Here is a 12,480-nt window from a genome sequence, read left to right on the forward strand (position 1 = left end):
ATCAGGCCAGCGAGTAGCCGGCCTCTTCGACGGCCGCACGGATGGCGTCGTCAGAGATCGGCTCGGAGGCGGTGACGGTGACGTTGCCGGAGGCCAGGTCGACGTCGACGTCGCTCACGCCGGCGATCTCGGTGACCTCCTCGGTGACGGAGGCGACGCAGTGACCACAGGTCATGCCGACGACGGTGAAGTTCTGGGTGCTCATGAGGATCTTCCTAGAGTTGTTGGATTGTTGACAATCAGGACCGGACGAGGCGCGCGATGGCAGCAGAGGCCTCGGCGAGCTTCTCGTCGGCCTCGGCGCCACCGTTCTGGACCGCACCGGCGACGCAGTGACCGAGGTGCTCGTCGAGCAGCCCGAGAGCGACCGCCTGGAGCGCCTTGGTGGAGGCGGAGACCTGGGTGAGGATGTCGATGCAGTAGGCCTCGTCCTCGACCATCCGCTGCAGCCCGCGCACCTGACCTTCGATGCGCTTGAGGCGCTTGAGATAGGCCTCCTTGTTCTTGTTGTGCAGGTATCCGTGATCCGCGTGGCCTTCGGGCCCGGTGTGCTCGTCCATGCGGACTACCATACCCCCGTAAGGTATGAAGTCAAGCCGTCGGAGATGTCGGTGGCGCGTCCTAGACTGGCCCCATGGCTGTTGCGATCGGTGCCCACGTAGACCAGACCGACCCCGTTGCCGAGGCGACCGCGCGCGGCGCGAGCCTGGTGCAGTTCTTCCTCGGCGACCCGCAGTCCTACAAGGGCCCGGTGGTGACGTACGCCGAGGGCGCCGCCGCTCTCAAGGCCCGCGCGGAGGAAGCCGGCGTCGATCTCTACGTCCACGCGCCCTACATCATCAACGTCGCCACGACGAACAACCGGATCCGGATCCCGAGCCGCAAGCTTCTCCAGCAGCACATGGACACCGCGGCCGAGGTCGGCGCCAAGGGCCTGATCGTCCACGGCGGCCACGTCAACAAGGACGACGACCCGGCGAAGGGCTTCGACAACTGGCGCAAGGCGATCGAGGCGACCGACATCAAGGTGCCGCTCCTGATCGAGAACACCGCGGGCGGCGACAACGCGATGGCGCGCTACCTCGACCGGATCGCCGGGGTCTGGGAGGCCATCTCCACCGCCGAAGGTGCCGACGACGTCGGCTTCTGCCTCGACACCTGCCACGCCCACGCCGGCGGCAACCCGCTCGAGACGGTGGTGGAGGACGTCCGCAAGATCACCGGCCGCATCGACCTGGTCCACTGCAACGACTCCCGCGACGAGTTCGACTCCGGAGCCGACCGCCACGCCAACTTCGGTGCCGGCCGCATCGACCCCGACCTCCTCGCGGGTGTGGTCCGCGACGCCGGCGCCCCGGTGATCTGCGAGACCCCGGGCGGTGCCGCGGAGCACACGAGCGACTTCGCCTGGCTGCGCGAGCGGCTCTGATCACGACATGACGCGACGCCTCCGCAGGCTCGGTTTCCTCACGATCGGGCTCTTCGATCCCGCCGCCCCGGCCGCCGGCCACGAGGAGACCCTGCAGATCATCGAGCTGGGCGAGGAGCTCGGCTTCGACTCGGCCTGGCTCCGCCACCGACACCTGCAGCACGGCATCTCGTCCCCGATCGCGGTGATGGCCGCGGCCACTCAGCGCACCTCGCGGATCGAGCTCGGCACGGCGGTCACGCCGCTCGGTCTGGAGAACCCGTTCCGCCTCGCCGAAGACCTCGGCACCGTCGACGTACTCTCCGACCGCGGCAGCGGCGGCCGGATCAACCCGGGCGTGAGCGTCGGGCCGCCGATGAACTATGACTCGTTCAAGGAACACCTCTACCCCGACACCCACGACGTCGAGGACTTCTCCTACACCCGCGTCGAGCGGCTCCTCCACAACCTCGAGGGCAAGCCGGTCTCGTCGTTCGAGGGCACCCGCGGCATCGAGACGTTCTCCCGGAGCATCCAGCCGCAGTCCCCGGGCCTGCGCGAACGGGTCTGGTACGGCGGCGGCTCCACCCGCAGCGTCACCTGGGCCGCCGAGCACGGTCTCAACCTGCTCACCTCGAGCGTCATCGACGCCGAGGGCGACGATTTCGCCCACATCCAGCGCGCCCAGATCGACCTCTTCCGCTCGCTGCACCCCGCCGGTGAGGCCGCCCGCGTCTCCCAGGGCCTCGTCGTCATCCCCACCGACTCGGCCACGCCGGAGCAGAAGCAGAAGTACGAGGCGTACGCCGCGGCCCGGCTGCCCCGCACCCGCGAGCCGCAGCAGCTCGGCCCGCACAAGCGCGCCTATTTCGCCCCTGACCTGGTCGGAAGCAGCGAGCAGCTGGCAGAGAAGCTCGGCGACCACGCGGGCTTCCAGGCGGTCGACGAGGTCGCCTTCGCGCTGCCGTTCACGTTCGCCCACGAGGACTATGTGCAGATCCTCACCGACATGGCGACCAGGCTGGGCCCGATGCTCGGCTGGACGCCGGGATCACGCGGTCGCTGAGACAAGGGTTTGCTGAGAGGTCCCTGAAGAATCGGCGAGAAGGACCACCCAGCGGGACCGTCGACTATGACCCAACAGGGCCATTGACATATTCTCCTTCGAATGAGTTCGAACTGGCGCGCCGATATTCAGGGTCTCCGTGCCGTCGCTGTCGGTCTGGTGATCGCAGGACATGCGGGACTCTCCGGGTTCGAAGGTGGATTCGTCGGAGTCGACGTCTTCTTCGTCCTGTCCGGGTTCCTGATCACCACTCTGCTGCTGCGTGAGACCGACCGCAGCGGAAGGGTCAGCATCAGCCAGTTCTACGCCCGCCGGGCCCGCCGGATCCTGCCGGCGGCGACCGCGACGATGCTGGTCGTACTCACCTACAGCGCGATCGTCCTGCCGCAGACGCGCACCGACCAGATCGCGGGCGACGCAGGGTGGGCGGCGGTCTTCCTGGCCAACGTCCACTTCGCCAAGGAGGCCGTCGACTACTTCCACAGCGCCGCACCGTCGCCGTTCCAGCACTACTGGTCGCTCTCCGTCGAGGAGCAGTTCTACGTCGTGTGGCCGCTGCTGGTGCTCGCCGTGGCGCTCTGGATCCCGAAGCACCACCGCCGGCGCGCGATCACCGCGCTCGCCGCCCTCGTCGCGGTCCTCAGCTTCGCCTGGTCGCTGCACGCGACCGCCGCCGACCCGACCACGGCCTACTTCTCCACCCCCGCCCGCGCCTTCGAGCTCGCCGCCGGCGCCCTGCTGGCCTGCCTCGCGGGGCGCCTGCAGGTCGCGACGACCTCGACCACGCGCGGACGCGTCGCCGCAGCGGCCTTCGGTGTCGCCGGCGTCGGCACGCTCGTCTACGCCACCGCCAACTTCAGCGAGGCGACCCACTTCCCGGGCTGGCACGCCCTCGTCCCGGTGCTCGCCACGGTCGCGCTCCTGATCGCCGGCCCTGCCACCCCGACCGGCTGGCTGCTCTCGAAGCAGCCGCTGCGCTACCTGGGTGACATCTCGTTCAGCCTCTACCTGTGGCACTGGCCGATCCTGATCCTCGCCCCCGAGGCGATCCCCGGCGGCGGCGTGCGCCAACTGCTGATCATGCTGGCGCTCATCCTGGCCGCCTCCGCGGCGAGCTACCACTGGATCGAGATGCCGTTCCAGCGCCACCGGATCCCGCACCTCACCAAGGGCCGACGCGCGCTCGCCCTCTGGCCCGCCGCCGCTGCCCTCGCCCTGGTCGCGGGCACGAGCTCGCAGGCGTACGCCGGCTATCAGGTCGATGTCGCCAAGGCCAACGCCGAGGAGTGGTTCCAGGAGAACCCCGACGTCCTCGAGACCGACGACAAGCCGGTCACCGGCGTACTGAAGACCACCGTCAAGGCCGCCGAAGAGGGTGCTCCGCTGCCGCCCGAGGTCGAGTTCGACGCCTCCGACTCATGGGCCGAGCGCGGCGGCTACTGCTACGCGGGCTACGGCGAGACGAAGCTCGACGGCGACTGCGTCTACGGCGACGGCAAGGCCGATCGCACCGTCGCCGTCGTCGGCGACTCCCACATCGGGATGTGGCTGCCCGCCCTCGACACCCTCGCCGAGCGCCAGCGCGTGAAGCTGGTCCCGTTCGTGAAGCTCGGTTGCGCCGCGTACGGCGTGAAGCAGAAGTCCTCGAAGATGACCGTCGAGGAGTGCGAGGACTTCCGGAAGTGGACCAACGAGCAGATCACCAAGCTCAAGCCGGACACGATCGTCGTCGGCGCCCGCGGCATGCTCGACATGGAGGAGCGCGACGGCATCTCCACCGAGGAGCAGTGGCGTGAGGGCGTACGCCACGGCGTCAGCGCCTTCGAGAAGATCACCCCGGACGTACGCGTCTTCGCCGACGTCCCGTCCGTCGACAACGACCCCGGCGACTGCCTCTCCGACGCCCGCAACCTCCTCGAGGACTGCGTGGTGAAGGCCGACGGCACCGAGGTCGACTCCAACGAGGTGACCCAGGAGGCGCTCGAGGGCACCGCTGCGACGTACGTCGACATCGTCGACCTCGTCTGCACCGAACGCTGCCCGCTCGTCGTCGGCGACGTCGTCACCTACTACGACGACTCCCACATCACCGCGACCTGGGTCGACCGGGTCACCCCCGCGCTCGGCAAGCGCCTCGGCCGTCTGGACCGTTCCGCCTAGAACACATTCCAGTTCTGCGCCTGTCGGCCATTGCCGTGGCGCTTCCGGCGCGGAAGAATTGAAGGTTGCCGGGCGGGGCAGTCCGTCCCCTCACCGCCCCGCTCGGCCCGGCGTCCCGGCGTCCCGGCCGAGCGTCAGCGACGGTCGCCCTGTCGGGCCCGTTGGGCCTGAGTCCGACGCGGGTTGGGCATCCCCCTCGTGCCCAACCCGCGCTGCGGCCCCGAAACCGCCGCCTCCCCCAAGGCGGCGGCACCAGCGTCCGAACCGAATTCCCCCGAATCTCGGGCCGGACAGCACCAAGGAGTTGGCATCGGACCACCTGATACACGGTCCTCAAGATTTTCCTGCCGGACGGTTCGGGACGAGTTGCCTCGTTCCCCTCACTGGTGCGGCAGGACGCCATTACGCTCCTTCGCATGCCCGGCCCAGGAATGCTCACGCTGATGGTGCTGCCCGCGGTCATCGGCCTCATCATCGTCGCCCGTCCGAACGTCGCGCTGTCGCTGAAAAGAATCCGCGGCACGTGGCTGATCGCCATCGCCGCTGCACTTCAGTTCGTGCATTACCGCGGTTGGTGGCCAGAGCAGGTGCCGGAGGGCACCGAGCGGCGTATCTACGCGGTCTTCATCATTGCAGTCGCACTGACGTTCTCCTGGCTGAACCGAACGTTGGGGGATCGGGCAACGGGTCGTTGGTCCTTGTCGCTCATCCCGCTTGGAGCAGCATCCAACGCGATCCCGATCGCGGTGCTCGGGGCGATGCCGTACAGCATTTCCGGTGCGCGCATCGCGGGTTATTCCGAAGCGGATCTGGTCACCGACGCCCCCGGCTATATCCGTCTCGAGGATGTCTCACCGCTCTGGACGCCGCTCGCAGACCTGATCCCGATCCCCGTGCTGATGAAGGTCTTGAGCATCGGTGACCTCTTTCTGATCTCTGGCCTCGTTCTCTTGATCGTGGCCTGTTCCCTGCCCCGCGCCGACGCAGTTTCAGAACCAGCCCACGCCGGGGACGGGTCCGTCCAGCCGTCGGTGTGATCCACACCGAGCTCCGTCTCTACCCCACGATAGGAGGAACCAATGAAGTTCGACGACCTCAAGGCACGCGTGTACCTCGCAGGCGCCACGATCGTGCCCACCGCACTGGCGATCTACGCCCTCGCAGCCCCACACAACGAGCCCAACTAGGGCAACGAATCGGGCGGGCGGGGGTCAATAGGGTCGTCGCCCGCCCGGACCGCTTCTCGGAGGGTCGACTTACGAGAAGCAGACGAAGGGCGCCGGCGGAGCGTCGGTGGTTGCGGCCGGGAGAGACTCGGCGAGGGCCTCGGCCGGGGCCAGGCCCTTCGCGAGAGCGCCGTGGAGACGGCTGAACACCTCGTACGCAGCTTCGTCGGCGACCACGGCAGGCGAGGCGATCACGGCGCGGGCGCCGGCGTGGAGCCAGGCGCCGACGAGCCCGATCAGCTCCTCGCCCCAGCGGATCGTCGATCGTCCGACCTCACAGGCAGAGAGGAGCACGACGTCGGGGACGGCGGAGAGGCCGTCGATGTCGTAGCCGTACCAGGTGCCGTCGGCTAGCTCGAGGCCGGAGAAGAGCGGATTGTCGGCGGAGTGGTGGCCGTGGGCGGCCAGATGGAGTACGTCGACCTCGGCGGCCAGGGCGGACACTGCTGCCGCGGTGGCGTCGCTGCCGGTGAGCAGGTGTGCCCCCGACCAGGCGGTGGCGCTCTTGGCCACCTCATCGGCGGCACGCATGACTCGTGGACCGGCGACGAACCCGGCAGCCGCCGTGCGCAGCGGAGTGTCGGCGCGGCTCAGCCAGGCGGTGGCGCTCTGGGCGACCGTCACCGGTCGGCCGGTGAATCCCGACAGCAGCGTCCACGGCACCGCCGCCAGCACGGCGGACGGAGTCAGGACGACCGGGCGGTCGCCGATCCGCTCGAGGATCGGAGCGACGAGGAGATCGGAGAGCTGCTGGAGCCGGACGGTCAGGTCGCTGCGTACCGCCACACCCAGGGGGCCCGGAAGATGGGTCGCGGCGACGTCGAGATCCGGCAGCAGGCCGCCCAGGAGTGAGCGGAGCGCGGCCTGATCGCCGAGGTCGATCCGGGTGGCGGTATCGCTGGTCGCGATCACGGCGACCAGGCGGCCGGCTGCCACGACATAGGCGACCAGCGCATGGTCACCGATGCGTTCACGCAGCTCAGGCAGGGAGATCGGATCAGAGACCTGGCCCGATCCCTTCACTCGCCAGGCCCGCTGGCGGATCTGCTCACGCAGCTCGGCCTCGCGCTCCGGGGTCACCTCACCGCGGAGCTCCGCCAGGTCGGCGGCGAGGTCCGGATCGGATGGTGGTCGCACCGGCTGGACCCGTGACGCCAGCATCCGAGATCGCTCCGACCACTCGAAGAGCACGTCGGTCTCGCCCGACTCGACGGCCAGCTCCAGGCCGCGCCTCGCCAGGGTGCGACCGTGGCCGGAGACATTGGTCTGCAGGTCCAGACTGCCGAACGAGCTCTGCCACAGATGGAAGTCGTCGAGCCCCGACCGGAGCTCGCGTAGCCCAGCCACGGCGCGCCCCGCGGCCACTGCCAGCTCGGCGCGAAGCTCGCGCTCCAGCAGGCGGATGTCGATGGGTGCCTCAGACGGGACCGGACCGATGACACGTCCGCTCGCTGGTCTTGCCGGCAAGCCGGCGTCCTCCGCCGAACGAATGCGCGCCAGTCGGGCCTGCATACGTACCCGGAGAGCCGGCCAGCTCAGGCCTTGCTCCTCGAGCGGGCCGGCCAACGCTTCGCCATCCTCGCTCGGATCGACGCGCGCCGTCACCGCTGCCTCGAACGCGACCGCCCGTGCTCGCAGCGCCAGCCCCGTCGCCCTCGCCTCCTCGAACCACACCAGCGCCGAGCGCGCCATCCGCTCCGCCTCGGCCGGGTCGGTCGCGAGCAGGTGCGACGCCAGCGCCAACTCGGCTTCCCCCTGCCGCTGGCGCTGCTTCTTCGATCCGTACGCCTCGGCCGCCTGCCGCAGCATCTCCCCGCCCTGCCGGGTCAGGCCAGCCGCCATCAGCACCTCGGCCCGGTCGGCGTCGCACACGGCTTTCAGGAGCGGTCCCGCCGCGGCCTGCACGTCATAGCACGACTCCATCAGCGCGAGAGCCCCCACCAAATCCCCGGCCAGGAAGAACGCATACGCCCGGTTGTGATCCGACTGTGCTGCGGATACCTCATCGTCGGCCTCGCGGTAGCCGATCGCCGCCAACTCGAACTCGCGCGCAGCGAGGGCCGGTTCGTGCTGGTCGAGGTATACGGTTCCGCGGTTGTTGTGTGCTTTGGCGAGCTTGGCCGGCTGTCCTTGGAGAGCATCGATCGCTTGCCCAAACGTCTCCAGGGCATCACTGGCACGCCCCGCTCGTCTGAGCAGCGTCGCACGTTGCTGCAGCAGGGCGCCACGAGTCGCGAGGGCCAGTCCGGCTCCGCCCAACGCACGATCAAGGCGGTCCAGGGCATGATCGAGATCCGACTCGTCCGCGGCAAGAAACGCCATGGATGACTCGATCCGCGCCATGAGGTCTGGATTTTGGGCGAGCGCTTGCGCCCGTCGGAGCAGTTCATGCGCTTCTGTGAAGTCGCCGGCGTTGAGCGCGGCCACCCCGAGACGATGTAGCTCCTCGGGCGGCTCGTCCCCCCGCGGCATCACGATCAGCGCCTCAGGCTCGTCAGCTCTTCGAGTGCGGCCCAAGCGCGCTTCACGTCGTCCTCGGTGGAACCCGGCGACCCGTTTCCGAAGATGTGTTGGGCGATACGTCCGGCCATCAACGGCGCGGCGAACGATGTCCCGCTCCACAGGCCGAACCCACTGCTGAAGTCGTCTGGATCAAGGCTCGACCGGCGGCGTCCCATGAATTCGGTCGCCTGCGTCGCCTGGTACCCGCCATTGAACACAGCCGGGAAGGTACTCACTACGCCGGCGCCTACTTCGTGTGCGCGCACCCACGGTCCGGCATTGCTGAAGATCGCGTCCGTGCCGTTGGGATTCAGCGCTCCTACCGAGACGATCGGCAATTCACCTGGCCGCACGGGCACTGGGCCCTGGCCATCGGTCCACGGGGCGAATGCTGCTGGGAAGGCAGGACGGGAGGTGGCGTCGTTCCCTGCCCCGCAGACCACGACCGTTCCGTTCGCCGAGAGGTCCGCCAGGATGTCATACAGCGTCCCATCGAACAGTTCGTCGGCCGGCGTCTCGTGGTAGTAGCTGATCGACAGACTGAGCACGTCGATTCGCCGTCCGCGGGGATCACCGTCCCTGTAGAGGCGGACGAGCTCCGCGATCTGTGCGAGGGCCGTGATCCAGTCCGTCTCAGTCACCGGGCCGTCCGGCGGAACGATTCGCCATGAATAGATGTCCGCATCTGGGCACGCCTGGTGTACGAGGCCGGCGATGAAGGTGCCATGGCCAGCCACGGGGTCGATCAACCCATCGAGACGACCCACCTGATCTCCGTCGACCTCCGAGTTCGGGACGTTGCTCCCCCAACCGACCTGGTGGTTGTCGAGGCGTACGTCGCGCTCGACGAAGTCGAGCCATGGGTGCTGGCCGCATCCGGTGTCCAGGATCGCAACTACCGGTCGGGCCCGGTCCCCCAGTTCCTGATCGGAGCGTCGATGGGGCCGCGCACCGACGAAGGCAACCGGCTGTCGTCCGCCGGTTCCCAGGGGGTCGTATCCGGTTCGGCCGTCTGCCTGGTTGTGGGGATCGGGCTGGTTGTGGGGGTCGGGCTGATTGTGCGGATCCGGCTGGTTGTGGGGGTCAGGCTGATTGTGCGGATCCGGCTGATTGTGTGGCACCGGCACCAAGACGTGCTCGAGGCTGACACCGCGTACATTTTCGGGGCCCTCGGCGCGCAAGTACTGCAGAACCGTCCACGCATCAGGAGCCTGAGATGCCTTGCCCGGACGCACGCCGAGCCGCACGCGACGTACGCCGAACCGGAGATCGACGGCGCACTCGGGCTCGTCCTCGGCGAGCGCGCGCCAGCCAAGACCCTTGGCAGCCTTCTCGATGCGCTTGAAGGTGTCCTCGAAGTCGACCGACTTGGAGATCAGCAGGACTGAGGACGAGTAGATCGTGGAACGTGCGTTGACCCCGTCGACGGCGACAGCGTTGGTCGGGTCGAGGACGCGGGCCTCGGTGGAGCCGTAGGCGACCGACAGGAGCGGCTCGCGCTCTCTCCGGGTGGGGCGGTGGACCATCGTTACTCCTGGATCAGATCTCGAACGTGGGGGTCAGGAAGGCGGCGGAGCCGTCGGCGGGCTCGAAGCGGAGCCGGATGAGACCGGCAGGCAACGAGGTGAGCTCGAAGCGGCCCGAGGCGCCGAGGGTGACGGCGACGATCGGCGTACGGACTTCGTCGGCGCGGATGGCGCGGACGGTCATGGGTGAACCGGGGACGACCCAGCCGTCGAGGCGGGCCGTGGTGTCGGTGTCGGACGCGACACGGACAAGGACGTCGACGCCGGACTGCGCGAAGCGCAGGGTGTAGGCGGAGCGGGCGGAGGCGGGAGCCGCGGAGCGGACACCGGCAACCTCGGCACCGGACGAGGACTCCACCAGGAGCATCAGCTCCAGGTCGAGCCCGAGGCCGGACTCCTCGGCGGCGCCGGCGGCGGCCGCCTGCATCCGGGAGATCAGGCCGCCAGGGACCGGATCACCGGCGACGTACGCCTGTCGAACCAGGCCCAACAGCTCCTCGCGAGTGGGCTCCTCCGAGCGACCCATCACGACACCTCCCCTTCACCGAGCTGAGCACGGAGTGCGTCCCGCAGCTTCCCGAGACAGCGGCCGCGGGTGGGACCGATGCTGCCGATGGGCATCTGGAGCTCTTCGGCGAGGCCGGCGTAGTCGGGCCGGTCGGAGAAGGCGATCACGCGCAGCAGCCGCCGGCACCGTTCCGGCAGCGACTCCACGGCCGCCCAGATGAGCGAGTTGCGGTCGCCCTCGACGACCTGGGACTCGGCCGAGCGCTGTGTCGGCACGCGGGACTCGAGCGCCTCGTCCTCCACGGGTACGTCACGACCGGACCGCTTCGCGACCCGCCAGGCCTCGCGGCGTGTGGTGAGGGTGAGCCAGGCACCGACGGCTGCGGTGTCGAGAATCGAGGAGTGCTTGCGCACGAAGGTGAGCCAGGTGTTCTGGACGACGTCCTCGGCCTGTTCCGGGGTGAGCCGGTAGGAGCGGGCGACCTGCCACAGGACCGGGGTCATCGTCGCGACCAGCTCGTCGAGGGCGGCGGAGTCACCGCTCAGCCAGCGGTCGAAGTCGGCGGTGGCCCGGGACCACACGGTGGCGGGTGCGTCGGCATGACCGACCCCGCGTCGTACCCGTGTCACAGTCCCCTCCTCGACCGGCGGCCTCCGGGTCGGCGCCGAGCCGCTGGGGGGCCAGACGACACGCGGGCGTGTCATCGTGGTGGTCATAGTTGCTGTCACGGCTCCAAGGAGGCCCAGGCCCCAGCCGTGATACATCTGGTCGCTGACAATAGCGTCTCAGCGCGCCCGACTCACCGGGTAGCGGCGCGATTGTCCCCACAATGGGGCGGCGGGACGCTCACGGACGGTGGTCCCGACGAGCTCGACCACCGGGATTCGGCCCTACCACCGGAGCGGGTAGCCTTCTGCGGGTGAGTCTCACCGTGCGCCCCATCACCGCTGCGGAGCATCTCGCCTTCATCGAGAAGCAACCCAGCGTGAGCTTCCTCCAGACCCCCTCGTGGGCCCGGGTCAAGACCGAGTGGCGCTCGGAGTCGATCGGATGGTTCGACCAGGGCGGTGCCCTCGTCGGCGCCGCGCTGGTGCTGCACCGGCCGGTGCCGAAGCTGGAGCGGTTCACCCTCGCCTATCTGCCGGAAGGTCCGAGCATCGACTGGTCGGGCGACCTCGCTCCGTGGCTGGAGCCGCTGGCGACGTACCTGAAGAAGAACGGCGCCTTCGGCATCCGCATCGGCCCGCCGGTCACGACCGCGACCTGGAGCGCTGCGCAGGTCAAGGACGGCATCGCCGACGACACCGTGCAGCGGCTCAACCAGCTCACCCCGACGCATCGCGACGCCACCGGCGCGCGCGTCGTCTCGCAGCTCAGGGCGGCGGGCTGGCGGCTCCAGTCCCCCGAGGACGGCTTCGGAGCGGGGCAGCCGCAGTACAACTTCGTCATCCCGCTCGCTCACGAGGACGGCACCCCGAAGTCCGAGGACGAGGTCCTCAAGGGGATGAACCAGCTCTGGCGCCGCAACATCAAGAAGGCCGCCAAGATGGGCGTCGAGGTGAGCGTCGCCACCCCCGTCAACCCGGCGGACGGCGACTTCGAGGGTGATCTGAGCGCCTTCCACGACCTCTACGTCCACACCGCCGCGCGCGACCACTTCACTCCTCGGCAGCGCAGCTACTTCAGCACCATGTTCTGGGCGATGTCGACCGAGGACCCGGAGCGGATCAAGCTCTTCCTGGCGCGGCACGAGGGCGACCTGGTCGCCGCCACGATCATGGTCCGCGTCGGGCAGCACGCCTGGTACTCCTACGGTGCCTCCTCGACCGAGAAGCGAGACGTACGTGGCTCCAACGCCCTCCAGTGGGCGATGATCCAGGACGCCATGGCCGCCGGCGCGACCACCTACGACCTACGCGGCATCACCCCGACGCTCTCCACCGACGACTCCCACGTGGGGCTGATCCAGTTCAAGGTCGGCACCGGTGGCCAGGCGGTGGAGTACGCCGGGGAGTGGGACCTGCCGCTGAACAAGCCGATCTACACGGCCTTCGATGTCTACATGAAGAGGCGCTGATCTCCGT

12 protein-coding genes are annotated in these 12,480 nt (G+C 68.9%); 6 read left to right on the plus strand and 6 right to left on the minus strand.

Annotated features, from left to right (window positions below):
- Window position 1 precedes the first annotated feature (1 nt).
- On the minus strand, window positions 2–205 hold the full coding sequence (locus ACZ6WN_RS00375; RefSeq protein WP_465861963.1) for a heavy-metal-associated domain-containing protein: 204 nt from the start codon (window positions 203–205) through the stop codon (window positions 2–4).
- Window positions 206–239: 34 nt separating this feature from the next.
- Window positions 240–560, minus strand: coding sequence for a metal-sensitive transcriptional regulator (locus tag ACZ6WN_RS00380; protein ID WP_008355454.1), 321 nt, complete (start codon window positions 558–560; stop codon window positions 240–242).
- Window positions 561–634: 74 nt separating this feature from the next.
- On the opposite strand from ACZ6WN_RS00380, the gene ACZ6WN_RS00385 reads away from it, so the two are divergent.
- From ACZ6WN_RS00385 to ACZ6WN_RS00400, 4 genes are all read left to right on the plus strand, one after another.
- A complete protein-coding gene (locus ACZ6WN_RS00385; protein ID WP_465861965.1) occupies window positions 635–1,429 on the plus strand; it encodes a deoxyribonuclease IV in 795 nt (264 codons plus the stop codon).
- Between the two features lie 7 nt (window positions 1,430–1,436).
- Window positions 1,437–2,474 (plus strand): LLM class flavin-dependent oxidoreductase, encoded by a 1,038-nt coding sequence (locus ACZ6WN_RS00390; RefSeq protein WP_465861967.1) that lies wholly within the window; start codon window positions 1,437–1,439, stop codon window positions 2,472–2,474.
- Window positions 2,475–2,576: 102 nt separating this feature from the next.
- Entirely contained in the window at window positions 2,577–4,634 is a 2,058-nt protein-coding gene (locus ACZ6WN_RS00395) for an acyltransferase family protein (protein WP_465861969.1), read from the plus strand.
- Between the two features lie 416 nt (window positions 4,635–5,050).
- Window positions 5,051–5,671 carry a DUF5317 family protein gene (locus tag ACZ6WN_RS00400; protein WP_465861971.1) on the plus strand — a complete coding sequence of 207 codons (621 nt, stop codon included), beginning with the start codon at window positions 5,051–5,053 and terminating at the stop codon, window positions 5,669–5,671.
- Window positions 5,672–5,890: 219 nt separating this feature from the next.
- On the opposite strand, the gene ACZ6WN_RS00405 is transcribed toward ACZ6WN_RS00400, so the two are convergent.
- Window positions 5,891–7,801: a CHAT domain-containing protein gene (locus ACZ6WN_RS00405; protein ID WP_465861972.1), complete on the minus strand. Its 1,911-nt coding sequence runs from the start codon at window positions 7,799–7,801 to the stop codon at window positions 5,891–5,893.
- 36 nt (window positions 7,802–7,837) lie between these two features.
- On the opposite strand from ACZ6WN_RS00405, the gene ACZ6WN_RS00410 reads away from it, so the two are divergent.
- Window positions 7,838–8,188: a hypothetical protein gene (locus tag ACZ6WN_RS00410; RefSeq protein ID WP_465861973.1), complete on the plus strand. Its 351-nt coding sequence runs from the start codon at window positions 7,838–7,840 to the stop codon at window positions 8,186–8,188.
- Window positions 8,189–8,337: 149 nt separating this feature from the next.
- Here the strand turns inward: ACZ6WN_RS00410 and ACZ6WN_RS00415 are convergent, their stop codons facing one another.
- The 3 genes from ACZ6WN_RS00415 to ACZ6WN_RS00425 are packed head-to-tail and all read right to left on the minus strand — an operon-like array spanning window position 8,338 to window position 11,025.
- A complete protein-coding gene (locus ACZ6WN_RS00415) occupies window positions 8,338–9,888 on the minus strand; it encodes a S8 family peptidase (RefSeq protein WP_465861974.1) in 1,551 nt (516 codons plus the stop codon).
- Between the two features lie 13 nt (window positions 9,889–9,901).
- A complete protein-coding gene (locus ACZ6WN_RS00420) occupies window positions 9,902–10,414 on the minus strand; it encodes a hypothetical protein (RefSeq protein WP_465861976.1) in 513 nt (170 codons plus the stop codon).
- Window positions 10,414–11,025 carry an RNA polymerase sigma factor gene (locus ACZ6WN_RS00425; RefSeq protein ID WP_465861977.1) on the minus strand — a complete coding sequence of 204 codons (612 nt, stop codon included), beginning with the start codon at window positions 11,023–11,025 and terminating at the stop codon, window positions 10,414–10,416. Before ACZ6WN_RS00425 ends, ACZ6WN_RS00420 begins: the two co-directional genes overlap by 1 nt.
- A 290-nt stretch (window positions 11,026–11,315) precedes the next feature.
- Here ACZ6WN_RS00425 and ACZ6WN_RS00430 point away from each other — a divergent pair, with 290 nt between their 5' ends.
- The gene (locus tag ACZ6WN_RS00430; RefSeq protein ID WP_465861978.1) at window positions 11,316–12,473 is read left to right on the plus strand and encodes a lipid II:glycine glycyltransferase FemX; all 1,158 of its coding nucleotides are present in this window, start codon (window positions 11,316–11,318) and stop codon (window positions 12,471–12,473) included.
- The last annotated feature ends 7 nt before the right edge of the window (window positions 12,474–12,480 follow it).

The sequence above is a fragment of the Nocardioides sp. NPDC054178 genome, from assembly GCF_055585005.1.